Below are 23,736 nucleotides of genomic sequence, written 5' to 3'. Positions count from 1 at the left end.
GCTGCGGTGTGCGGCTTTGACCTTTGATTGCGCGGCCTGTAGCGCCGCTAGCGGATAAATTCCCGACTGATGCTGCGAAACAATTCGCTGCCGGCCTGTTCCAGCCATTCGAAGGCGACCATTTCCCGCGAGACGATCACCGCCCCGGCTTGCTGCATGCGCTGCAGCGCCAGTTGCTTGTCGGCTGGCTTGCGCGAGCCAACGGCCTCGGCCACGATAAATACGGTGCGGCCTTGCTCCAGCAGGTCGAGCACGGTTTGCAGCACGCAGACATGGGCTTCGCTGCCGCACACAACAAATTGCCGACGGTCGCCGCCAGGGCGTTGCAGCAGCTCGCCCTCGCTGACGGCGGAGAAGTGCAGTTTTTCGACAATCGCCTCGGGCGCATGCCCGGCGCGCAGCGAGGCAATGGTCGGCCCCAGGCCCTTGCTGTATTGCTCGGTGAGCAGCACGGGTACGCCGATGCGCTGCGCCACCTGCTGCAACCACAGGGTATTGGCGGCCAGCTCGGCATGCTCGGCGATGGCAGGGAACAAGCGCTCCTGAATATCAATAATCAGCAGGCAGGATTCTTGAGCGCGGATACGCATGGCGGTCCTCCTGTTCAGGGTTTGAAAGCACCGATAAAGATCGCCGGATCAACCCGTGCGTCGTTCAGGCTGACATTCCAGTGCAGATGCGGCCCGGTTGCGCGGCCGGTGGCACCGACTTTGCCGAGCACGCCGCCGCGGGGAATTTCATCGCCGACTTTTACCCCGATGGCCGAGAGGTGGCAGAACATGCTGATCAGGCCCTGGCCGTGATCGACAAATACGGTCTTGCCATTAAAGAAGTAGTCGCCAATCAGAATCACTTTGCCAGCAGCCGGAGCCTTGATCGGCGTGCCGCTATTGGCGGCGAAGTCCAGCCCTGAGTGCGGGTTGCGCTCCTCGCCGTTGAAGAAGCGGCGTAGGCCGAAGGGGCTGGACAGCGGACCGTTGACCGGCTTGTCGAACAGTAGATTGCTCGGCTGGCGCGCGCTGAACTGCTGGTAGGCGCGGGTTTGCTCGGCCAGCTCGCGTTCGATGCGTGCAAGGTTCTTGGCGTTCGGATTGACCTGCTGCTGATTCTTGATGGTGATGCGCTGTTCGACGTAATGCTTGCTGCCCACCTGGAAGTTCAGTGTCTGTCTGCCGTTGACGCCGATCTGCTGATTGCCGGGTTTGATACTCAGCGGGATGCCGACGATGGCGATCCAGCGCTGCTGGTCTTCGTGGATAACCAGTACCGGCTTGCCCTGATAGCGCACTCTGGGCGCGCTGGCTGCTGGCCCCAGATCAACCACGGCCACGCCGCCCGGCACCGGTTTATTCAGCAGCCGGCTGATAAAGCCTTCGGCGTGGACGGGCAGGGCGAGGCACAGCAGGGTGATAAGCGTGAACAGGCGCATTGAATATCCGTAGGGTGGATAACGCGAAGCTTATCCACCGCTTTAAAAGGTAAATCGAAAAGGTCAGTCGAGCAGCGAGAGGGTAACCGGCTGCACATGGTTGTCTTCGACCCGCACATCCAGCTCGCCGTTGCCCAGGCGCGCTTTCAGACGCTGACCGGGGCGGGTGTCGGCGGCGTTGCGGATGGCGCGGCCGCGGTCATCCAGCAGGATGCTGTAGCCTCGCCCTAGGGTCGCCAGCGGGCTGACCGCGTGCAGCGTCTGCACCTGGCTGTGCAGCTGCAGACGGCGCGCCTTGAGGCTTTCGCGCATGCTGCGTTGCAGGCGCTCGGCCAGGGCTTGCAGGCGCTGATCGAGCAACTTGAGATTGCGCTCAGGGTGCAGGCTCAGCAGGCGGGTTTGCAGGTGATTCAGGCGTTCGCGGCGGCTATTCAGCTGGCGTGCGAAGGCACGGCTCAGGCGCATCTCCAAATCATCCACGCGCTGGGCGTGCTGGCGCAGGCGTTCGCCGGGGTGGCGCAAGCGCCGCTGCAAGCCTTCGAGGCGCATGCGCTCACGTTCCAGGCGGTGCTGCATGCGCAGGTTGAGGCGACGCTTGAGGTTATGCAGGCGCTGCACCAGCTCACTGCTATCGGGGGCCAGCAGTTCGGCGGCGGCCGATGGTGTTGGCGCGCGGATATCGGCGACAAAATCGGCGATGGACACATCGGTCTCATGGCCCACTGCGCTGACGATGGGCGTGACGCAGGCGGCAATCGAGCGGGCTACCGGCTCTTCGTTAAAACACCAGAGGTCTTCCAGCGAGCCGCCGCCACGGGCCAGGATCAGCGCATCGAAGCCCCGGGCGTCGGCCACGCCAAGGGCGCGGACGATCTGTGCGGTAGCTTCGCGGCCTTGCACGGCGGTGGGAATCAGGGTGAGCTCGACCTGCGGCGCACGGCGGCGGAATACGCTGATGATGTCGCGGATCACCGCGCCGGTCGGCGAGCTGATAATACCGATGCGTTTTGGATGAGCCGGGAGGGCAACTTTCGCTTCGGCTGCGAACAGCCCTTCGGCGCTGAGCTTTTCTTTCAGCGCCTCGAAGGCCAGGCGCAGCGCGCCATCGCCGGCGGGCTCGACGGCATCAAGAATCAGCTGGTAATCGCCGCGCCCTTCAAACAGCGAGACCTTGCCACGTACCTTGACCGCCAGACCATCACGCAGCGCCTGGCGCACCTTGGCGGCGTTCTGCCGGAACAGCGCGCAGCGCACCTGAGCCTGACTATCTTTAAGGGTGAAATAGATATGCCCGGACGCCGGCTTGGCCAGGTTCGAGATTTCCCCCTCGACCCAGATGCCGCCGAATACATCTTCCAGCAGCAGGCGTGCGCGGTTGTTCAATTGGCTGACGCTGAGAACCTCACGGTCGAGGTTCAGACGTTGGAAGGGATCTTTGATCATGGCCGGCATAATAAAGGCTTTGCCGAGGCGACCATAGCAGGCTGTTGAAAACTACCTGCGTTGGCAATACTGCGTTAAAAGCGGCCTCGGAAAGCCGCTTGCGGCTAACGCGCTTTAGCGCGACCCGGAGGGGAAGTGAAACGAGTCATGCTCATGTGCAGCTCGTACACTCCGCTTCCTCGGCCGCTTTTGCCTTGTCTTGCCTGCCTCGCCTACGTTTTCAACAGCCTGTTAGTGCAATGATCTTGACCGCTGCCGTTAGCCCATTAAGCTGCGCGCCTTCACCGCAAACCGAGCCCCATTATGAGTGAGCAGCAGGCGATCATCGTGCCGCAGATTTCCAGCTTTCCTGGCCATGAGGCGCGGGCGCGGTTGATCGTGCGTTGGCTGGTCAAGCAGAACGTCATCGAGGAGCAGCTGACCACCTGTGGGCGCACCTTCAAGCATATGGGCTACGGTATCGCCGAGGGTGCGCGGCGAGTGGTCGAACGGCCCGAGCTGTTGCCGTTCGGGCATGCGGTGCATGGCCTGGAGATCATCTACAAGCGTTGCATCTATACCCCAACCGCCGGTTTTCTTGAGGAGGCTGGCTGTCCCGAGTGCCGGCGGGAAGTCGGTGAGCGGTTGTTCGACAGCCTGGAAGAGTGGATGCCGGGGCACACCGATAATTTCCGCTGTCCATTATGCGGCCATGAAGACGACATCAACGGCTTTCTGTTTCTGCAACCCTGCGGCTTTTCCAACCTGGGTTTTATCTTTAATAACTGGGCGGATGCCGGTTTCAAGCAGAGTTTTCTCGACGAATTCGCCGCGCGTTTAGGCTATCCGCTATCGCTGGTAAGAGTTGACTTGTAAGTCAGTTCGGCGACGTTGTCGACGCGCATCTCAACGATCAGCACGCCTAGTCGATTGTTTGCATTGAGTGCAGGGGGGCGTCTGAGTATAATGGCGCGCTTCCAATTTTCCCGTCCGGGAGCCCCCGCCATGCTGCGTATCAGTCAAGAAGCTCTTACCTTCGACGACGTTCTACTTATTCCAGGTTATTCCGAAGTTCTGCCGAAGGATGTCAGCCTCAAAACGCGCCTGACCCGTGGCATCGAACTGAATATTCCGTTGCTCTCTGCTGCCATGGATACCGTGACTGAAGCCCGCTTGGCGATTGCCATGGCTCAGGAAGGCGGCATCGGCATCATCCACAAGAACATGACCGTCGAGCAGCAAGCTGCCGAAGTGCGCAAGGTCAAACGCTACGAGGCGGGCGTGGTCAAGGACCCGATCACCATCGAAGCCGACGCCACCGTGCGCGATCTGTTCGAACTGACCCGCATGCACAACATCTCCGGTGTACCGGTGCTGAGCGATGGTGACCTGGTCGGCATCGTCACCTCCCGTGACGTGCGTTTCGAGAACCGCCTGGACGCCACCGTGCGTGAAGTGATGACGCCGAAAGAGCGTCTGGTCACTGTCAAGGAAGGCGCCGACAAAGACTTGGTGCGCGAGCTGCTGCACAAGCACCGCATCGAAAAAGTCCTGATCGTCGATGATGCCTTCCACCTGAAGGGCATGATGACCGTCAAGGACATCGAAAAAGCCAAAGCCTATCCGCTGGCCAGCAAAGACGATCAAGGTCGTCTGCGCGTCGGCGCAGCTGTCGGCACCGGTGCCGATACCGCTGACCGCGTCGCTGCATTGGCTAACGCTGGCGTTGACGTGATTATCGTTGATACCGCCCACGGCCACTCCAAAGGCGTGATCGACCGCGTGCGCTGGGTCAAACAGAACTTCCCGGATGTTCAGGTGATCGGCGGCAACATCGCCACCGGCGAAGCCGCCAAGGCCCTGGCCGAAGCCGGCGCCGATGCGGTCAAGGTCGGCATCGGCCCAGGCTCGATCTGCACCACGCGCATCGTCGCGGGTGTCGGCGTGCCGCAAATCTCTGCTGTGGCCAACGTTGCCGCCGCTCTGGCCGGCACTGGTGTGCCGCTGATCGCCGATGGCGGTATTCGCTTCTCCGGTGACCTGTCCAAGGCCATCGTCGCGGGTGCTTCCTGCGTGATGATCGGTTCGATGCTCGCTGGTACTGAAGAAGCGCCGGGCGAAGTTGAGCTGTTCCAGGGCCGCTCTTACAAGGCTTACCGCGGCATGGGTTCGCTGGGCGCCATGGCGCAGGCGCAGGGCTCTTCGGATCGTTACTTTCAGGACTCCTCGGCCGGTGCCGAGAAGCTGGTGCCGGAAGGTATCGAAGGTCGCGTGCCATACAAGGGCGCGATGGCAGCCATCGTTCACCAGTTGATGGGCGGCCTGCGTGCCTCCATGGGCTACACCGGTTGTGCGACGGTCGAAGAAATGCGCAGCAAGCCTGAGTTTGTGCGCATCACCGGCGCTGGCATGGCCGAATCCCATGTACACGATGTGCAGATCACTAAAGAGGCCCCGAACTACCGCGTGGGCTGAAAAATCGCCGGATCGCTGCTGCGCTTGCTCATGCGGCGTTGGAAGGCAGCTCGCAATGCTCATTGGCTCCAGCCAACTGCGCTTGCTCGCTACTTTCCGCCTTGCCTGAGCTGCGTTCGCGACGCGAATCCAACGATTTTTAATACTGTTGAATACACGGGGCTGCTGCTGTTGAGAACGATGGGGCAGCCCCGAGTCATTTGTGAATTCCGCTACGAGAGACGGCCATGGCTCATCAAGACATCCACGCTCACCGCATCCTGATTCTGGATTTCGGTTCCCAGTACACCCAGCTGATTGCCCGCCGCGTGCGCGAGATCGGTGTGTATTGCGAGCTGCACCCATTCGACATGAGCGACGATGATATCCGTGCCTTCGCCCCGCGCGGCATCATCCTCGCCGGTGGCCCGGAGTCGGTGCATGCAGCCGACAGCCCGCGCGCGCCGCAAGCCGTGTTCGACCTCGGCGTACCGGTTTTCGGCATTTGCTACGGCATGCAGACCATGGCTGAGCAGTTGGGCGGCAAGGTTGAAGGTTCCGATCTGCGTGAGTTCGGTTATGCCCGCGTTGATATCGTCGGCAAAGCCCGTCTGCTCAACGGCATCGAAGACCACGTCGATGACGACGGCGTATTTGGTCTCGATGTGTGGATGAGCCACGGTGACAAAGTCACCGCCATGCCGGCCGGATTCCATATTCTTGCCAGCACCCCGAGCTGCCCGATCGCCGCCATCGCGGACGACAGCCGCGGCTACTACGGTGTGCAGTTCCACCCGGAAGTGACCCACACCAAGCAGGGCGGTCGCATCCTCTCGCGCTTTATCCTGGAGATCTGCGGCTGCGAAGCGCTGTGGACACCGTCGAAAATTGCAGAAGACGCCATCGCCAACGTGCGTGCGCAAGTTGGCAGCGCCAACGTGCTGCTCGGCCTCTCTGGCGGTGTGGATTCCTCGGTGGTTGCGGCGCTGCTGCACAAGGCCATTGGTGATCAGCTGACTTGCGTATTTGTCGACAACGGCCTGCTGCGCCTGCACGAAGGCGAGCAGGTGATGGCCATGTTCGCCGAGAACATGGGCGTCAAAGTGATCCGCGCCAATGCCGAAGAGCAGTTCCTCAACAACCTCGCCGGCGAAGCGGACCCAGAGAAGAAGCGCAAGATCATCGGCCGCACCTTTATCGACGTGTTCGATGCCGAATCCTGCAAGCTGGACAACATCAAGTTCCTCGCTCAGGGCACTATTTACCCGGACGTGATCGAGTCGGCTGGCGCCAAAAGCGGCAAGGCCCACGTGATCAAGTCGCACCACAACGTCGGCGGCCTGCCGGAAGAAATGAACCTGAAACTGGTCGAGCCACTGCGCGAACTGTTCAAGGACGAAGTGCGTCGTCTGGGCCTCGAACTCGGCCTGCCGTACGACATGGTCTACCGTCACCCATTCCCCGGCCCAGGCCTGGGCGTGCGCATCCTTGGTGAAGTGAAAAAGGAATACGCCGACCTGCTGCGTCGCGCCGACCACATCTTTATCGAAGAGCTGCGCAAGGCCGACTGGTACCACAAGGTCAGCCAGGCCTTCGTGGTATTCCAACCAGTGAAATCGGTCGGCGTGGTCGGTGATGGCCGTCGTTACGCTTGGGTTGTCGCCCTGCGCGCCGTGGAAACCATCGACTTTATGACCGCACGTTGGGCGCACCTGCCCTACGAACTGCTGGAAACCGTTAGCGGCCGCATCATCAATGAAATCGAAGGCATCTCCCGCGTCACTTACGACGTGTCGAGCAAGCCGCCAGCGACCATCGAGTGGGAGTGATGTAGCCGACAAGGGCAGCGTAAGCTGCCCTTGTCGTTTCTGCTGCGGCATCCTGTCCGCTTTTCGGGGTCGTCAGTCCGGCTGCTTAAATGAGAAGATATTGCAATTGCTGGTCCGGTTTAAATCCGGGCTGATATCTTCCTGGATTGCATCCGGGCTACGGGAATCTCAATGTCTTTTACCCGCAGACAAATGCTGGTCGGTCTGGCCGGCCTTGGTGTTGTTGGCCTTGGTGCCGGCGGCGTGCGCTACTGGCTGGGCCGCCCGGAAAATGTGGCGACCCACGACTATGAACTGATCGCTGCGCCGCTGGATATCGAGCTGGTGCCGGGGCATGCAACGCCGGCCTGGGCGTATGGTGGTCAGGCGCCTGGCGTGGAGTTGCGCTGTCGGCAGGGCGAGCGCTTGCGTGTGCGCTTTATCAATAAGCTGGACGTGCCGACCACTATTCACTGGCACGGCATCCGTCTGCCGCTGGAGATGGATGGTGTGCCCTACGTGTCGCAGGCGCCGGTGCTGCCGGGTGAGTACTTCGATTACAACTTCATCACCCCCGATGCCGGCAGCTTCTGGTATCACCCGCATGTTGCCAGCAGCGAGCAACTAGGGCGCGGGCTGGTCGGCGCACTGATTGTCGAGGAGCGCGAGCCAAGCGGATTTCAACATGACCACACGCTGAATCTTAAAAGCTGGCATGTCGACGAGCAGGGCGCATTCACTGCATTTAGCGTACCGCGCGAGGCTGCTCGAGGCGGTACGCCGGGGCGCTTGAGTACGGTCAATGGCAAGCATGCTCCGACCCTGGATCTACCAGCCGGGCAGGTGGTGCGCTTACGCCTGATCAATCTGGATAACACCCTGACTTACCGCCTTAATCTGCCTGGCGCGGAGGCGCGCATTTATGCGCTGGACGGCAACCCGGTCGAGCCGCGGCCGCTGGGCAAGGAGTACTGGTTGGGGCCTGGTATGCGCATTGAGCTGGGTTTGAAGGTACCGGCTGCTGGGGCAGAGCTGTCGCTGCGCAATGGGCCATTGCGTCTGGCGACCCTGCGTGCGCAGCCCAGTGTCGAGGCGGCGGGTGAGTGGCCGCCTGCGCTGCCAGCCAACCCGGTGGCCGAGCCGGATCTGGCCAATGCGCGCACCATCAAGTTCAACTTCGAGTGGGCCGGCGCGGTGTCGGTCGGCTTGGCTCAGGGCGCGGCGCACAGTTTCTGGCAGATCAATGGCCAGGCTTGGGATATCAATGACAAGACCTGCGCCGACCGGCCGATTGCTCGCCTGCAGCTGGGCAAGAGTTATATCTTCGAGCTGCGCAACCTCAGCCAGTATCAGCATCCGATCCACCTGCACGGCATGACCTTCAAGGTGCTGGCATCCAATCGCAAGTCGATCATTCCGTATTTCACTGACACCTACTTGCTGGGTAAGAACGAAAGTGCACGGGTGGCGCTGGTCGCGGATAATCCAGGCGTCTGGATGTTCCATTGTCATGTGATAGACCATATGGAAACCGGTCTGATGGCATCAATCGAGGTCGTTTAAGCGTGCGCCAACCCCTGATTATTGATCGCAGCCAGGACCAGCACTTTATGCGCGAGGCCCTGGCCCTGGCCGCCGAAGGCGCCGCCTTGGGCGAGGTGCCGGTCGGCGCGGTGCTGGTGCAGGATGGCCAGATTGTCGGGCGCGGTTTTAATTGCCCGATCTCCACCCATGACCCTAGCGCCCACGCTGAAATGGTGGCGATTCGCGCCGCAGCGCAAGCCGTGGATAACTACCGCCTGCCGGGCAGTACCCTATATGTGACGTTGGAGCCGTGCAGCATGTGCGCCGGGCTGATCGTGCATGCGCGGGTGCAGCGCGTGGTGTATGGCGCAACCGAGCCCAAGGCCGGGGTGGCATTGAGTCGTGGGCAGTTTTTCAGCCAGGAATTTCTCAATCACCGCGTGTTGATTGAGGGCGGGGTGCTGGCGGAGGAGTGTGGGGCGGTGCTGAGTGCCTTCTTTAAATCTAGGCGCGAGCAGCGCTAGCGGTTTTTAAAGCGGCGGGGTCTGCTCATTTGGCTGACGCTTGTCGATGCCCGGCAGATGCTGATTGCTTTCAGCGATTTGCGAGCCTTCCAGCTGCGGTTGGGTTACCCAAGTGAGGATGTCGTAGTAGCGGCGAATGTTGCGCACAAAATGCACCGGCTCGCCGCCGCGGGCATAGCCATAACGGGTTTTGCTGTACCACTGCTTCTGCGACAGGCGCGGCAGAATCTTTTGCACATCCAGCCATTTGTTCGGGTCCAGGCCTTCAGCTTCGGTGAGCTTGCGCGCATCTTCCAGATGGCCGCCACCGACGTTGTAGGACGCCAGGGCGAACCAGGTGCGATCCGGCTCTTGAATGCTTTCCGGCAGCTGGTTCTTCACATAGACAACGTATTTGGCTCCGCCTTCGATGCTCTGTTTGGGGTTTAGGCGATCCGATACGCCCATGGCCTGGGCGGTGCGCAGAGTCAGCATCATCAGCCCGCGTACGCCGGTTTTTGAAGTGGCGGTGGGTTGCCAGAGTGATTCCTGATACCCCATGGCGGCGAGCAGGCGCCAGTCGACCTGATTGGCCTGGGCGGCTTCGCGAAAGTGTTTCTCGTAGCGCGGCAGGCGTTGTTGCAGGTGTTTGGCGAAGGTGTAGGCGCCGACATAGCCGAGTACATCGACATGGCCGTAGTAGCGGTCTTTCAATCGCTGCAGGCTGCCGTTCTGCTGCGCGCGTTCGATAAAGGCATTCATTTCGTCGAGCAGGCTGCGGTCTTCGCCGGGGGCGGTGGCCCAGGCCAGGTTTTGCGAATCGCCCAGGTCGAAGGCCACGCGTACATTGGAGAAGTACACCTGGTTCATCGCCAGTTCGTTGGAGTCGACCAAGGTCAGGTCGATCTGCCCTTCATCGACCATGCGTAGCAGGTCGACCACCTCGACGGCAGCGGATTCTTCGTAAGCCAGGTCTGGCAGCTGCAGCTTGAGCGCGGCCAGCTGTTCGGCATGGCTGCTGCCTTTAAGTACCAGAATGCGTTTGCCGAGCAGATCGTTCGGGCGGGTCGGGCGTTGCTGGCCGTTGCGATAAATCACCTGAGGGGTGACTTCGAGATAGGGCAGGGAGAAGCGCGCCTGTTGCTGCCGTCCGTCGCTTTCCACCAAACCGGCGGCGGCCAATACTGGGCCGTTGGGTCTGTTCAGGCTGGCGAATAGCTCGTCGAGGTTGTCGGCAGTTTCAATTTTCAGCTCAAGGCCCAGATCCTCGGCAAAGCGCTTCACCAGCTCGTATTCGAAGCCGGTCTCGCCGTTACGGTCCTGGAAATAGGTGGCCGGGCTGTTACGGGTGATCACCCGCAGTACACCCTCCGCCTGAACGCGCTCGAGTGTGCTGGGTTCTTCAGCACAGCCGCCGAGCACCAGGAGGATTCCGATCACCGACAGCCAGCAGGCGCGGCGCACACGGAACGCAGATTGGGCAAACATTGGCGCAGTATACGCAAAGCATGGGGCGCGCCATATCTCGACAGCGGGTGGCTTCTCTGCTAGCGCAGCCGCTGCACGCGGCGTGCCGCCACGGGTGCCGTTGGCAACGCTTTAGGCTAGAATGCACGGCCTCAAAGTACACCCCTTCCCAGAGGCTGTCCCCGATGTTGATCCTGCGCGGCGCTCCCGCCCTTTCTGCTTTCCGTCACGGCAAACTGCTTGAGCAACTGACCAGCAAGGTTCCTGCGGTCACCGGCCTGTATGCCGAGTTCGCGCATTTCGCTGAAGTCACCGGCGTTCTGACTGCCGACGAAGAGCAGGTATTGGCCCGTTTGCTGAAATACGGCCCGAGTGTGCCGGTGCAGGAGCCAAGCGGCCGCCTGTTCCTGACCATTCCGCGCTTTGGCACCATCTCGCCCTGGTCTAGTAAGGCCAGCGACATCGCTCGCAACTGCGGTCTGGCGAAGATTCAGCGCATCGAACGCGGTCTGGCCTACTACGTAAGCGGCGAGCTGAATGCTGCCGAGGCGCAGCAGGTTGCCGACGTGCTGCATGACCGCATGACCCAACTGGTGCTGGATAACCTCGAAGGCGCCGCTGCGCTGTTCAGCCACGCTCAGCCCAAGCCGCTGACCGCTGTGGACATCCTCGGTGGTGGTCGCGCTGCGCTGGAAAAGGCCAACGTGGAACTAGGCCTGGCCCTGGCGGAAGACGAAATCGATTACCTGGTGACCAGCTTCAACGGTCTGGGGCGCAACCCCCACGACATCGAACTGATGATGTTCGCCCAGGCCAACTCCGAGCACTGCCGCCACAAGATCTTCAACGCCAGTTGGGATATCGACGGCCAGAGCCAGGAAAAATCCCTGTTCGGCATGATCAAGAACACCTACCAGATGCACAGCGAAGGCGTGTTGTCCGCTTATAAGGACAACGCCTCGGTGATCGTCGGCAGTGTTGCCGGACGTTTTTTCCCGGACCCTGAGACCCGCCAGTACGGCTCGACCCAGGAACCCGTGCATATTCTGATGAAGGTGGAAACCCACAACCATCCGACGGCCATCTCGCCGTTCTCTGGCGCGTCCACCGGCTCCGGTGGCGAGATTCGCGACGAAGGTGCCACCGGCCGTGGTGCCAAGCCGAAGGCTGGCCTCACCGGTTTCACCGTCTCCAACCTGAACATTCCCGGTTTCGAGCAGCCTTGGGAAGTGCCGTATGGCAAACCCGAGCGCATCGTGACCGCGCTGGACATCATGATTGAAGGCCCGCTGGGCGGCGCGGCGTTCAACAACGAATTCGGCCGTCCGGCCCTGACCGGCTATTTCCGCACCTTCGAGCAGGCGATCCAGACCCCACGCGGCGAAGAAGTGCGTGGCTACCACAAGCCGATCATGCTCGCTGGCGGCATGGGCAACATCCGTGCAGATCACGTGCAGAAGGCCGAGATCACCGTGGGCGCCAAACTGATCGTGCTCGGCGGCCCGGCCATGTTGATCGGCCTTGGCGGCGGTGCCGCTTCGTCGGTTGCCACCGGTGCCAGCTCGGCTGATCTGGATTTCGCCTCGGTACAGCGCGAGAACCCGGAAATGGAGCGCCGTTGCCAGGAAGTGATCGACCGCTGCTGGCAGTTGGGCGATAACAACCCAATCGCCTTCATCCATGACGTCGGCGCAGGCGGTATTTCCAACGCTTTCCCGGAGCTGGTCAATGACGGTGGCCGTGGTGGGCGTTTCGAACTGCGCAACGTGCCGAATGATGAGCCGGGCATGGCGCCGCACGAAATCTGGAGCAACGAGTCCCAGGAACGTTACGTACTGGCCGTCAGCGCCGTCGATTTCGAGCGTTTCAAGGCCATCTGTGAGCGCGAGCGTTGCCCGTTTGCCGTGGTTGGTGAAGCCACCGAAGAGCCCCATCTGACCGTGACCGACAGCCATTTCGCCAACACCCCGGTGGACATGCCACTGGAAGTGCTACTCGGCAAGCCGCCGCGCATGCACCGTTCGGCTGCTCGCGAAGCTGAATTGGGCGATGATTTCGATGCCAGCAGCCTGGCCATCGACGAAGCCGTGACCCGCGTGCTGCATCACCCGGCCGTGGCCAGCAAGAGCTTCCTGATCACCATCGGCGACCGCACCATTACCGGCCTGGTTGCTCGCGACCAGATGGTTGGTCCGTGGCAGGTTCCGGTGGCCGATTGCGCCGTCACCGCCACCAGTTTCGACGTCTACACTGGTGAAGCTATGGCTATGGGCGAGCGCACACCGCTGGCGCTGCTGGATGCTGCGGCTTCCGGGCGTATGGCGATTGGCGAGACGCTGACCAACCTGGCTGCCTCGCGCATCGAGAAGATTTCCGACATCAAGTTGTCTGCCAACTGGATGGCCGCCGCTGGCCACCCGGGTGAAGACGCGCGCCTGTACGACACAGTGAAAGCGGTCGGCATGCAGCTGTGCCCGGAGCTGGGCATCACCATTCCGGTCGGCAAGGACTCGATGTCGATGAAGACCCAATGGACGGACGCGGGCACGGACAAGAGCGTGACCTCGCCGCTGTCGTTGGTGGTGACTGGCTTTGCTCCGGTCAACGATATCCGCAAGACCCTGACCCCGCAATTGCGCATGGACAAGGGCGAAACCGACCTGATCCTGATCGACCTGGGCCGTGGGCAGAACCGCATGGGCGCTTCGATCCTCACCCAGGTCTACGGCAAGCTCGGCAGCCAGGCGCCGGATGTCGATGACGCCGAAGACCTCAAGGCCTTCTTCGCGGTAATCCAGGGCCTGAATGCCGACGGTTTTCTCCTCGCTTACCACGACCGTTCCGACGGTGGCCTTATGGTTACCGCGCTGGAAATGGCCTTCGCCGGCCACTGCGGTCTGAATCTATTCCTCGATGCCTTGGCCGATAACAGCGCTGAGCTGGCCGCTGTGCTGTTCAACGAAGAACTGGGCGCAGTGATCCAGGTGCACCAGGACGCTACGCCTGAAGTGCTGGCGCAGTTCAGCGCTGCCGGTCTGGGCGACTGTGTGGCGGTGATCGGCCAGCCGGTCAACAGCGACGACGTGGCGATCAGCTTCAACGGTCAGCCGGTATTCGCCGGCCAGCGTCGCTTGCTGCAGCGCCAGTGGGCACAAACCAGCTACCAGATTCAGCGTCTGCGCGACAACGTGCAATGCGCCGAGCAGGAGTTCGACGCCATCCTCGACGAGGACAATCCGGGCCTGTCGGCCAAGCTCAGCTTCGACGTCAATCAGGACATCAGCGCGCCTTACATCCGTAAGGGTGTACGTCCGCAGATCGCCGTACTGCGTGAGCAGGGCGTCAACGGTCAGGTGGAAATGGCTGCAGCCTTCGACCGCGCCGGTTTCAACGCGATCGACGTGCATATGAGCGATATCCTCAGCGGTCGCGTCAGCCTGGACGAGTTCAAGGGCCTGGTCGCCTGCGGCGGATTCTCCTACGGCGACGTACTGGGTGCTGGCGAAGGCTGGGCCAAGTCAATCCTGTTCAATGCCCGTGCTCGTGATGGCTTTCAGGCGTTCTTCGAGCGCAAGGACAGCTTCAGTCTTGGCGTGTGTAACGGCTGCCAGATGATGAGCAACCTGCACGAGCTGATCCCTGGCACCGAGTTCTGGCCGCATTTTGTGCGCAACCGTTCCGAGCAGTTCGAAGCGCGCGTGGCCATGGTTCAGGTGCAGGAGTCGGCGTCGATCTTCCTGCAGGGCATGGCCGGTTCGCGTATGCCAATCGCCATCGCCCACGGTGAAGGTCATGCCGAGTTCGAGAATGAGGAAGCCCTGCTCGAGGCCGATCTGTCCGGCTGCGTGGCCATGCGCTTTATCGACAACCACGGCAAGGTCACCGAAACCTACCCGGCCAACCCAAATGGCTCGCCACGCGGGATCACCGGTCTGACCAGCCGCGATGGCCGCGTGACCATCATGATGCCGCACCCGGAGCGGGTATTCCGCGCCGTACAGAACTCCTGGAAGCCAGATGACTGGCAGGAAGATGCTGGCTGGCTGCGGATGTTCCGCAATGCCCGCGTGTGGGTGGATTGATCAGGGTGGCGCGGGCTTATGTCGAATAAGCCTGCGCCGATTATGCCTGAGGTGCGCCAGGTCAAACCTGGCGATACCTTGCTGCTGTGCCGCTGCGGGCGTTCGTCCCAGTGTCCCGATTGTGTTTCCGCCTGTCCTGATGCGCTTGAGCTACAGCCTGACCGTGAGCAGTTTCTGCTGCTTTGCCGTTGCGCTCGCTCGCAACGTCTACCTTACTGTGATGGTAGCCATAACCAGCCGGTAAGCGGCTTCAAGGCCCGCTGGCGGCGATTCTGGCGTGGCTTGTAGCCTGTGGGGTTATTAAGCTAATACGTTGAACACACAGCACATTATCCGGTCATAGGATGCAACTGTGATGCGCTGCGCGAATACCCGATAAGGCAAAATGCCATTATTGTGTGGCATCATTATCGAACTGTTTTTATCAGTCTTGCCGGCGGAGACTTCGATGTACAAGCTGTGTTTTTATGTGCCTGAAACTCATCTGGATGCCGTGAAAAGCGCGGTATTCAGCGCCGGTGGAGGACGTATTGGTCATTATGATCAGTGTTGTTGGCAGACCCTGGGGCAGGGCCAGTTCCGCGCTCTGGAAGGCAGTCAGCCATTTCTCGGCCAGCCGGGGCAGGTTGAACAGGTGGCAGAGTGGAAAGTCGAGATGGTCGTGGCCGATGAGCTTATCCATGACGCGGTCAAGGCCATGAAGAAGCAGCATCCCTACGAGACACCGGCTTTTGAGGTGTGGCGATTGTCGGATATCCAGTTCTAACCCATAAAAAAGGCGCTATGAAGGCGCCTTTTTTATGGGGGGTGGTCAGGGCCTGATTTCGATCAGCGTACCGTCTTTGACCAGGCTCCAGACCTCGCGCATGTCGATATTGCGCATGGCGATACAGCCTTCGGTCCAGTCCAGGGTGTGGAACATCCACTCAGGGTATTCCTCGTCCAGCGGCGTGCCGTGAACCATGATCATGCCGCCCGCCGATACACCGCTCTTGCGCGCTTGCGCCTGGTCGCGTGCGTTGGGGTAGGAGATGTGCATGGACAGGTTGTACTTGTCGCTGGTCTTGCGCCAGTCGATCCAATAGAAGCCTTCCGGGGTGCGCAGGTCGCCTTCGCGCTGCTTGGCTCCTTTAGGCTGTTTACCCAGGGAAATGCGGTAGGACTTGAGGGTGTTGCCGCGGCTGATCAGGTGCAGTTTGCGGTCGGATTTGACCACCAGCACTTTGTCGATGGTCTTGCCGTCAAGGGTCGGGGTGGTGCTGGCGTGGCCAGTCAGAGCAACGGTCAGGCAGAGTAGGGTGAACAACCAGCGCATCGTAATTTCCATGGATCAAAAGGCTTTCTTGTAGTGTGCGCGCAAGGCTTCAAGCGGCTCGTTGCGGACCGGGTAGTGCTGCTCGCGGCGGTCCGCGAAATAGCATTCTAAGGTACGCCCGATGGTCGGGAAAGCCAGCTCTGACCAGGGGATGTCCTGTTCATGAAATAGCTGAACCTCAAGGCTCTCTTCGCCAGGGGCAAAGTCTAGGTCGACCAGTTCTGCGCGAAACAGCATATACACCTGATTGATGTGCGGTAGGTCGAACAGGGTATAAAGGCTCAGGCTGCGCACCCGCGCGCAGGCCTCTTCATGGGTTTCACGGGCGGCGGCCTGTTCCAGGGTTTCGCCGTTCTCCATAAAGCCTGCCGGCAGGGTCCAGTAGCCGCGCCGTGGTTCGATGGCGCGGCGGCACAGCAGCACCTGTTCGCCCCACACTGGCAGGCAGCCGGCGATGATTCGCGGATTCTGATAGTGCACGATCTGGCACTGTGCACAGACGTGGCGTGGGCGGTTGTCGCCCTGCGGGATGATGTGGCTGGTCGCGCCGCCACAGTTGCTACAGAACTTCATGCCAGGTCCTCGCTACGTGTTGGCTATCTTGGCGCGCATTTCAACTGCACGGCAAGCGGACTGATGGATCGGTTTAGCGAGCGCCTGAATGATTACAGCTGGCGGCTCGGGGCTTGGGGCGTGCGCTGCTTTCGTGCCATGATCAAACGCAGAATAAAAGACCGAGAATCTCCATGCTGGATGAGTTACTCCATCGCATGCGCGGCTATAGCCCGCACATTCTGCAGACCGACAAGCGCTACCCTGAAGCCGCCGTGCTGGTGCCCATCACCCGCAGCGACGAGCCCGAAGTGGTGCTCACCTTGCGCGCTAGCGGGCTGTCTACTCACGGTGGTGAGGTGGCGTTTCCCGGTGGCCGGCGTGACCCGGAAGATGTCGATCTGATCGAAACTGCCTTGCGCGAGGCGGAGGAGGAAATCGGCTTGCCGCCTGGCCTGGTCGAAGTGGTTGGGCCGCTTAGCACCTTGGTATCGCGCCACGGTATTGAGGTCACGCCCTATGTCGGCGTAGTGCCAGACTTTGTCGAGTACAAGCCCAATGACGGTGAGATTGCTGCAGTGTTTTCCGTGCCGCTGGCGTTCTTTCGTGATGATCCGCGAGAAACCACCCATCGCATTGATTACCTTGGGCGCAGCTGGTATGTGCCGAGTTACCGTTATGGCGAATATAAAATCTGGGGGCTGACGGCGATCATGTTGGTCGAGTTGGTCAACCTGGTGTACGACGATGTGCATATCGATATGCACCAGCCGCCTGAGCACTTTATCAAGCTCACCTGAGCCTATTGAGGAAGCATCCATGAAATACCGACTGGGTTCATCCCGCGTCGAGACCCATGCCGACAGCTGGGTCGCACCGAATGCCACGCTGGTGGGCAAGGTCAAATTGGAACCGGGCGCCAGTGTGTGGTTTAACGCCGTACTGCGCGGCGACAACGAGCTGATTCACATCGGCGAGAATAGCAACGTGCAGGACGGCACGGTGATGCACACCGATATGGGCTTCCCGCTGAATATCGGTACTGGTGTGACCATTGGCCACAACGCCATGCTGCACGGTTGCACGGTGGGCGATTACAGCCTGATCGGCATCAATGCGGTGATCCTCAACGGTGCGAAAATCGGCAAGTATTGCATCATCGGCGCCAATAGCCTGATCGGTGAAGGCAAAGAAATTCCCGATGGTTCGCTGGTCATGGGCTCGCCCGGCAAGGTGGTGCGCGAGTTGAGCGAACCGCAGAAAAAGATGCTCGAAGCCAGCGCCGCCCATTACGTGCACAACGCCCAGCGTTATGCTCGTGACCTGCTTGAGCAGGAGGACTGATGCAGGCGGAGCGTCCCGTGGCGTCACCTTGTGTACATGTATGTGCGCTGGATGATCACGACATTTGCATTGGCTGCCAGCGCACTGTTGCCGAAATAACTCGCTGGGGCTTGATGGATAACGCCGAGCGCCGTCAGGTGCTCCAGCGTTGTCATGAGCGTGCGAAGGCTCAAGGCATCTTGTTGTAACCCCGCGTACATCTATTCGTTTGAGGAAATTCCATGCCCCGTATCGGAACCCCTTTGTCGCCAAGCGCGACCCGTGTGCTGCTGTGTGGCTCTGGTGAGCTGGGCAAGGAAGTGGTGATCGAGTTGCAGCGCCTCGGCGTCGAGGTGATCGCCGTGGATCGCTACGCCAACGCGCCGGCCATGCAGGTGGCGCATCGCAGCCATGTGATCAATATGCTCGACGGTGACGCGCTGCGGGCAGTAATCGAGCTGGAGCAGCCGCATTACATCGTGCCGGAAATTGAAGCCATCGCCACCGCAACGCTGGTCGAGCTGGAGAATGAAGGTTTTACCGTCATCCCCAGCGCCCGTGCCGCGCAGCTGACCATGAACCGCGAAGGCATTCGCCGTCTGGCTGCCGAAGAGCTAGGCCTGCCGACCTCACCTTATCAGTTTGCCGATTCCTTTGAAGAGTGCAGCGCGGCGGTGGAGAGCATTGGTTTTCCCTGCCTGATCAAGCCAATTATGAGTTCCTCGGGCAAGGGTCAGTCGGTGCTGAAAAGTCGGGATGATTTGCAAGCTGCCTGGGATTACGCCCAGGCCGGTGGGCGCGCCGGCAAAGGCCGGGTGATAGTCGAAGGGTTTATCGATTTTGATTACGAAATCGCGCTGCTCACCGTGCGTCACAGCGGCGGCACCACCTTCTGCGCGCCAGTGGGGCATCGTCAGGTGAAGGGCGACTATCAGGAATCCTGGCAGCCGCAGCCGATGAGCGCCAAGGCTCAGGCCGAAGCCGAGCGTATTGCCCTGGCGGTCACCGGCTCATTGGGCGGGCGCGGGCTGTTTGGCGTCGAGTTGTTCGTCAAAGGTGATCAGGTGTGGTTCTGCGAAATCTCGCCGCGCCCGCATGACACTGGTCTGGTCACCCTTATTTCCCAGGATCTGTCCGAATTCGCGCTGCATGCGCGGGCGATTCTCGGTTTGCCGATTCCGGCGATCCGCCAATTCGGCCCGTCCGCCTCTGCGGTGATATTGATCGAGGGCGAGTCGCAGCAGGTCAGCTTCGGCAACCTCGGCGCGGCTCTGGCCGAGCCGGATACTGCTCTACGCCTGTTCGGCAAGCCGGAAGTTAGCGGCCAGCGCCGTATGGGCGTGGCGCTGGCCCGTGATGAGTCATTACAAACCGCGCGGGCCAAGGCCACGCGTGCGGCGCAGGCGGTCAAGGCCGAGCTGTGAATGCCTGGCGCGCTTATGCCTGGTGGTTAGGGCTGGCGCTATTGGCGCCGATTGCCTTGCCGTTGGCGCTGCATACGCGGCGCAACACCCTTCGTTTACCTCCGGCCGCTGGGTTGTTGAGCGGTGTGGCAGGCGCAGATCTGCCGGGGGAGCCGTTACGCCTGTTGGTGCTGGGCGAATCGACCGTGGTGGGCGTGGGTGTCGATGAGCTGCATGCAGCGTTGGTCGGGCAGCTGGCTGCGGCGCTGGCGCTGCATTGCGGGCGGCCAGTCGCCTGGCGTGCTTGTGGTGAAAACGGTATTACCGCTGCCCAGGCCCGTGAACGGCTATTACCGCAGGTGCTGGATCAGCCCTTTGATCTGGTGCTGCTGGTGTTCGGCGTCAACGACACCACCCATCTGACTCCACTGCCGCGTTGGGAGGCTGCGCTTGGCGGCATGGCCGAGGCGTTAGCCGCGTGCGGCGCGCAAGTGGCGTTTAGCGCGGTGCCACCATTGCAGCATTTCAGTGCGTTGCCCTGGTTGTTGCGGCGTTTGCTCGGTATGCGTGCTGGCTTGCTGGACGCGCGCCTGCGTCAGTTGGCTGCGCGCCTCGGCGCGGGGCATCACTCGGTTGAGCTGGAGTTTGCTGCCGAGTACTTGGCGTGTGATGGTTATCACCCGTCAAGCCTGGGCTACCGCGTGTGGGCTCAGGGGCTGGCCGTCAGTCTTGTGCCGGCGGCTCGGTGTGCGGCTTAGGCTTGGTTTGCCAGGCGCGCACGCTTTTAACCCGGTTCTCTGACGACTGCAGAATTTCCAGCCGATAAGGGCCGATCTTCAGGCATACGGCGCTGTCGGGGATGCTCTCCAAGGCTTCGGTCACCAAACCATTAAGGGTCTTCGGCCCGTCGCAGGGCAGGTGCCAGTCCAGCGCCTTATTAATTTCGCGGATATAGGCGGCGCCATCAATCACCTGAGTACCGTCTTCCTGGGGATGAATATCCGGGCTGCGCAGAGTGTCCTGGTTGCTGAAGTCGCCTACGATTTCTTCGAGGATATCTTCCAGGGTAACGATGCCGATTACGTCGCCGTATTCATCGACGACGATACCAATCCGGCGTTTTTGCTTTTGAAAATTAATCAGCTGGGTCGACAGCGGCGTGCCTTCAGGCACGAAGTACGGCTTGTTACAGGCCGCTAATAGCGCCTCTTTGCTCAGCTCGTTATGCGTTAGCAGTCGGGCAATCTGGCGCATATGCACGATGCCTTCGATCTGATTGATGTCGGTACGAAATACTGGCAGGCGCGTATGGGTGGTGTTCGTCAGCAGGCTGATGATGCTTTCAAGGTCGTCATCGAGGTTAATACCGGTGACTTCGTTGCGCGGAATCATGATGTCATCCACCGTCACCCGCTCAAGGTCAAGAATGCCGAGCAGCATGTTCTGGCGGTTTTTCGGCATGCCGGCACCGGATTCGCGCACCACGCTGCGCAGCTCTTCGGTGGAAAGGCTGTCGCTGGCGCGTTGCGACGGGTCGACACCCAGCAGGCGCAGCAGTACGTTGCTGATGGCGCTGGTGGCCCAGACCACTGGATAAAGCAGGCGTTGCAGGAACAACAGTACGCGGCTGGCGGGAAACGCCACCAGTTCTGGTCGCAGCGCTGCAAGGGTTTTCGGGGTGATTTCGCCGAATATCAGCACCACGATGGTCAAGCCTGCGGTGGCGATCGCAATCCCGGCCTCGCCCCAGATATCCACGGCCAGCACAGTGGCGATGGAGGCCGCGAGGATGTTGACCACATTGTTGCCGACCAGAATCGTGCCGAGTAGGCGGTCCGGGCGGCTGAGCAGTGTGGTCACTCGCTTGGCGCCCTTATGCCCTTCCTTGGCCATGTGTTTGAGGCGATAGCGGTTGAGGCTGAGCATCCCTGTCTCCGAGCTGGAGAAGAATGCCGAGCATAGAATCAGAAAAATCAGCAGCCCAAGCAGGTAGCCGGAGTGAAGGTCGTCCACGGAAGGGGTCTCAGATATGCAGGATAAATTCGCGAACCAGCTTGCTGCCGAAGTAGGCCAGCATCAGCAGGCAGAAGCCCGCCAGGGTCCAGCGAATGGCTTTGTGGCCGCGCCAGCCAAGTTGGTGGCGGCCCCACAACAGCACGGCAAAAACCACCCAGGCAAAGCATGACAGGATGGTTTTATGCGCCAAGTGCTGGGCAAACAGGTCGCTGATAAACAGTGCGCCAGATAGCAGCGAGAGTGACAGCAGAGCCCAGCCGGCCCAGAGAAAACCGAATAGCAGGCTTTCCATGGTTTGCAGCGGTGGAAAGTTCTTGATCAGCCCGGAAGGGTGTTTGTGTTTGAGTTGATGATCCTGCAATAGCAGAAGCAGCGACTGGAACACGGCAATGGTCAGCATGCCGTAGGCGGTAATCGAGAGCAGTATATGCGCCAGGATACCGGGTGCTTCATCAATGGCCTGGGTGGTGCCGCTGGGCATAAATTGGGCGAGCAGCACAGTAACAAAGCCCAAGGGAAACAGCAGCAACAGCAGGTTTTCCACTGGGATGCGCATGCAGGCCAGCAGCGTCAGCAGAATAACCGCAGCGGCAATCAGGCTGGCGGCCTTGAAGAAATCCAGCGACAGACCACTGGCATCGAACATCTGCAAAAACAGGCTGCTGCCGTGCAGTAGCAAAGCCAGTGTGCCGAGTACAACCAGCAGGCGCTTGTTGGACGTGCTGCGCTGTTGCAGGCGCAGGCCTTGATAAAGTGCGGCTCCCGCATAGAGGCAGGCAGCGGCGAGGCTGGGTAGCAGAGGGTGCATAAATCCTTGTTAGGCAAACCCGAAAGGCGGCCAGTGTGGCATACAACCCGTGCGCCACGAAAGCGTCTGGCGGTGTCGGTACCTCGTAGTCTTCGCTATAATCCGCGACCTGTTGCAAGCCCACCCTCGGCTCGGCTGAGCCTGAAAGGAACGCGCATGTTCGAAAATCTGACTGACCGTCTCTCGCAGACCCTGCGAAATGTCACCGGCAAAGCCAAGCTGAGCGAAGACAATATCAAGGACACCTTGCGTGAAGTGCGCATGGCCTTGCTCGAGGCTGACGTCGCCTTGCCGGTGGTCAAGGACTTCGTTAATAAGGTCAAGGATCGCGCGGTTGGCACCGAAGTGTCGAAGAGCCTGACGCCGGGCCAGGCGTTCGTGAAAATCGTCCGCGCCGAACTCGAAGAGCTGATGGGCGCAGCCAACGAAGATCTTGCGCTAAATGCCGTGCCGCCGGCTGTGGTGCTGATGGCCGGTCTGCAAGGTGCCGGTAAGACCACTACCGTTGGCAAGCTGGCGCGCTTCCTAAAAGAGCGCAAGAAAAAGACCGTGATGGTGGTGTCTGCCGACGTTTATCGCCCTGCTGCTATTAAACAGTTGGAAACCCTGGCTAACGATATTGGCGTGACCTTCTTCCCCTCCGATCTCAGCCAGAAGCCGGTGGATATCGCTGAGGCGGCAATCAAGGAAGCCAAGCTCAAGTTTATTGATGTAGTGATCGTCGACACCGCCGGTCGCCTAGCTATCGATGCCGAAATGATGGCTGAGATCCAGGCGCTGCACGCGGCGATCAAACCGGTGGAAACCCTGTTCGTGGTCGATGCCATGACCGGTCAGGACGCCGCCAATACTGCCAAGGCGTTTAATGACGCGCTGCCGCTAACCGGCGTGGTGCTGACTAAGGTTGACGGCGATGCGCGCGGTGGTGCGGCGTTGTCGGTGCGGGCGATTACCGGCAAGCCGATCAAGTTTATCGGTATGGGTGAGAAGACCGAGGCGCTTGAGCCTTTCCACCCGGACCGGATTGCCTCGCGTATTCTCGGTATGGGCGACGTGCTCAGCCTGATCGAGCAGGCCGAACAAACTCTGGATCGTGAGAAAGCCGAGAAACTCACCAAGAAGCTGAAGAAGGGCAAGGGCTTTGACCTCGAAGACTTCCGTGACCAGCTGCAGCAGATGAAGAACATGGGCGGCCTCGGCGGCCTGATGGACAAGCTGCCGCAGATGGGCGGTGTCAATCTGGCCCAGATGGGCAATGCCCAAGGTGCTGCCGAGAAACAGTTCAAACAGATGGAGGCGATCATCAACTCGATGACCCCTCAGGAGCGCCGTGATCCTGATGTGATCAGCGGTTCGCGCAAGCGTCGCATCGCCATGGGCTCCGGCACTCAGGTGCAGGACATCGGTCGCTTGATCAAGCAGCACAAGCAGATGCAGAAAATGATGAAGAAATTCACTGCCAAAGGCGGCATGGCCAAGATGATGCGCGGCATGGGCGGGATGATGCCGGGCGGTATGCCGAAGATGTAAGGAATCCGCGTCGGCAGCGATGTCGGCGCAGACCCCGCTGAAGGCGGGGATTTACAGTAAACCCGCCTTTTGCGGGAGCTGATTGGCCGGTTTGACTGCG

The 23,736-nt window shown here is 60.6% G+C and carries 22 protein-coding genes; 14 read left to right on the top strand and 8 right to left on the bottom strand.

Features of this window, described 5'->3' with window-relative positions; genetic code table 11:
- Positions 1–47 precede the first annotated feature (47 nt).
- The 3 genes from AACY25_RS03880 to xseA all read right to left on the bottom strand — a co-directional run bounded on the left by AACY25_RS03880 (position 48) and on the right by xseA (position 2,872).
- Complete coding sequence (locus tag AACY25_RS03880; protein WP_339522639.1) at positions 48–590, bottom strand: hydrolase; 543 nt, start codon at positions 588–590, stop codon at positions 48–50.
- A 14-nt stretch (positions 591–604) separates the two neighbouring features.
- Positions 605–1,429 (bottom strand): peptidoglycan DD-metalloendopeptidase family protein, encoded by an 825-nt coding sequence (locus tag AACY25_RS03875; RefSeq protein WP_339522637.1) that lies wholly within the window; start codon positions 1,427–1,429, stop codon positions 605–607.
- A 63-nt stretch (positions 1,430–1,492) separates the two neighbouring features.
- Positions 1,493–2,872, bottom strand: a complete 1,380-nt coding sequence (xseA, locus tag AACY25_RS03870; protein WP_339522636.1) for an exodeoxyribonuclease VII large subunit — start codon at positions 2,870–2,872, stop codon at positions 1,493–1,495.
- Positions 2,873–3,175: 303 nt separating this feature from the next.
- Between xseA and AACY25_RS03865 the strand changes: the two genes are divergently transcribed.
- The 5 genes from AACY25_RS03865 (at position 3,176) to tadA (ending at position 9,161) form a co-directional block, all read left to right on the top strand.
- Entirely contained in the window at positions 3,176–3,727 is a 552-nt protein-coding gene (locus tag AACY25_RS03865) for a sugar ABC transporter ATPase (RefSeq protein ID WP_339522634.1), read from the top strand.
- A gap of 129 nt (positions 3,728–3,856) precedes the next feature.
- Complete coding sequence (gene guaB, locus AACY25_RS03860) at positions 3,857–5,326, top strand: IMP dehydrogenase (protein ID WP_339522633.1); 1,470 nt, start codon at positions 3,857–3,859, stop codon at positions 5,324–5,326.
- Between the two features lie 227 nt (positions 5,327–5,553).
- Positions 5,554–7,134, top strand: coding sequence for a glutamine-hydrolyzing GMP synthase (gene guaA / locus AACY25_RS03855; protein WP_339522632.1), 1,581 nt, complete (start codon positions 5,554–5,556; stop codon positions 7,132–7,134).
- 171 nt (positions 7,135–7,305) lie between these two features.
- Positions 7,306–8,676, top strand: a complete 1,371-nt coding sequence (locus AACY25_RS03850) for a multicopper oxidase family protein (protein WP_339522631.1) — start codon at positions 7,306–7,308, stop codon at positions 8,674–8,676.
- Between the two features lie 2 nt (positions 8,677–8,678).
- Entirely contained in the window at positions 8,679–9,161 is a 483-nt protein-coding gene (gene tadA, locus AACY25_RS03845) for a tRNA adenosine(34) deaminase TadA (RefSeq protein ID WP_339522630.1), read from the top strand.
- Positions 9,162–9,167: 6 nt separating this feature from the next.
- Here tadA and mltF read toward each other — a convergent pair whose 3' ends face one another.
- Complete coding sequence (gene mltF / locus AACY25_RS03840) at positions 9,168–10,628, bottom strand: membrane-bound lytic murein transglycosylase MltF (RefSeq protein ID WP_339522629.1); 1,461 nt, start codon at positions 10,626–10,628, stop codon at positions 9,168–9,170.
- A 164-nt stretch (positions 10,629–10,792) separates the two neighbouring features.
- On the opposite strand from mltF, the gene purL reads away from it, so the two are divergent.
- From purL to AACY25_RS03825, 3 genes are all read left to right on the top strand, one after another.
- Positions 10,793–14,689 carry a phosphoribosylformylglycinamidine synthase gene (purL, locus tag AACY25_RS03835; protein ID WP_339522628.1) on the top strand — a complete coding sequence of 1,299 codons (3,897 nt, stop codon included), beginning with the start codon at positions 10,793–10,795 and terminating at the stop codon, positions 14,687–14,689.
- A gap of 18 nt (positions 14,690–14,707) precedes the next feature.
- Positions 14,708–14,977: a CDGSH iron-sulfur domain-containing protein gene (locus AACY25_RS03830; protein ID WP_339522627.1), complete on the top strand. Its 270-nt coding sequence runs from the start codon at positions 14,708–14,710 to the stop codon at positions 14,975–14,977.
- A 160-nt stretch (positions 14,978–15,137) separates the two neighbouring features.
- Positions 15,138–15,455 carry a Nif3-like dinuclear metal center hexameric protein gene (locus tag AACY25_RS03825; protein ID WP_282875228.1) on the top strand — a complete coding sequence of 106 codons (318 nt, stop codon included), beginning with the start codon at positions 15,138–15,140 and terminating at the stop codon, positions 15,453–15,455.
- Positions 15,456–15,500: 45 nt separating this feature from the next.
- Here the strand turns inward: AACY25_RS03825 and AACY25_RS03820 are convergent, their stop codons facing one another.
- Positions 15,501–16,004: a L,D-transpeptidase family protein gene (locus tag AACY25_RS03820; RefSeq protein WP_339522624.1), complete on the bottom strand. Its 504-nt coding sequence runs from the start codon at positions 16,002–16,004 to the stop codon at positions 15,501–15,503.
- Positions 16,005–16,019: 15 nt separating this feature from the next.
- Complete coding sequence (locus AACY25_RS03815; RefSeq protein WP_339522623.1) at positions 16,020–16,577, bottom strand: NUDIX hydrolase; 558 nt, start codon at positions 16,575–16,577, stop codon at positions 16,020–16,022.
- Positions 16,578–16,750: 173 nt separating this feature from the next.
- Here AACY25_RS03815 and AACY25_RS03810 point away from each other — a divergent pair, with 173 nt between their 5' ends.
- From AACY25_RS03810 to AACY25_RS03790, 5 genes are read left to right on the top strand one after another with little or no spacing between them, the layout of a single operon-like run.
- Positions 16,751–17,356: a CoA pyrophosphatase gene (locus tag AACY25_RS03810; protein WP_339522622.1), complete on the top strand. Its 606-nt coding sequence runs from the start codon at positions 16,751–16,753 to the stop codon at positions 17,354–17,356.
- A gap of 19 nt (positions 17,357–17,375) precedes the next feature.
- Positions 17,376–17,900 carry a gamma carbonic anhydrase family protein gene (locus tag AACY25_RS03805; RefSeq protein WP_339522621.1) on the top strand — a complete coding sequence of 175 codons (525 nt, stop codon included), beginning with the start codon at positions 17,376–17,378 and terminating at the stop codon, positions 17,898–17,900.
- Positions 17,900–18,088, top strand: a complete 189-nt coding sequence (locus tag AACY25_RS03800) for a DUF1289 domain-containing protein (RefSeq protein ID WP_339522620.1) — start codon at positions 17,900–17,902, stop codon at positions 18,086–18,088. Before AACY25_RS03805 ends, AACY25_RS03800 begins: the two co-directional genes overlap by 1 nt.
- 33 nt (positions 18,089–18,121) lie before the next feature.
- A complete protein-coding gene (gene purT, locus AACY25_RS03795) occupies positions 18,122–19,303 on the top strand; it encodes a formate-dependent phosphoribosylglycinamide formyltransferase (RefSeq protein WP_339522618.1) in 1,182 nt (393 codons plus the stop codon).
- Complete coding sequence (locus AACY25_RS03790) at positions 19,300–20,040, top strand: SGNH/GDSL hydrolase family protein (protein ID WP_339522617.1); 741 nt, start codon at positions 19,300–19,302, stop codon at positions 20,038–20,040. Before purT ends, AACY25_RS03790 begins: the two co-directional genes overlap by 4 nt.
- Here AACY25_RS03790 and AACY25_RS03785 read toward each other — a convergent pair.
- Together AACY25_RS03785 and AACY25_RS03780 are read right to left on the bottom strand one after the other, a co-directional pair.
- Complete coding sequence (locus AACY25_RS03785; RefSeq protein WP_339522615.1) at positions 20,006–21,295, bottom strand: HlyC/CorC family transporter; 1,290 nt, start codon at positions 21,293–21,295, stop codon at positions 20,006–20,008. The genes AACY25_RS03790 and AACY25_RS03785 overlap by 35 nt on opposite strands.
- 10 nt (positions 21,296–21,305) lie before the next feature.
- Positions 21,306–22,106, bottom strand: a complete 801-nt coding sequence (locus tag AACY25_RS03780; protein ID WP_339522614.1) for a cytochrome C assembly family protein — start codon at positions 22,104–22,106, stop codon at positions 21,306–21,308.
- A gap of 156 nt (positions 22,107–22,262) precedes the next feature.
- On the opposite strand from AACY25_RS03780, the gene ffh reads away from it, so the two are divergent.
- Complete coding sequence (gene ffh, locus AACY25_RS03775; RefSeq protein ID WP_311088955.1) at positions 22,263–23,636, top strand: signal recognition particle protein; 1,374 nt, start codon at positions 22,263–22,265, stop codon at positions 23,634–23,636.
- The last annotated feature ends 100 nt before the right edge of the window (positions 23,637–23,736 follow it).

It is taken from the genome of Pseudomonas sp. EA_35y_Pfl2_R111, assembly GCF_963970955.1.
GTDB lineage: Bacteria > Pseudomonadota > Gammaproteobacteria > Pseudomonadales > Pseudomonadaceae > Aquipseudomonas.
Note: the sequence above shows the minus strand (reverse complement) of the source record. Positions and strands in the feature narration are given on the sequence as shown.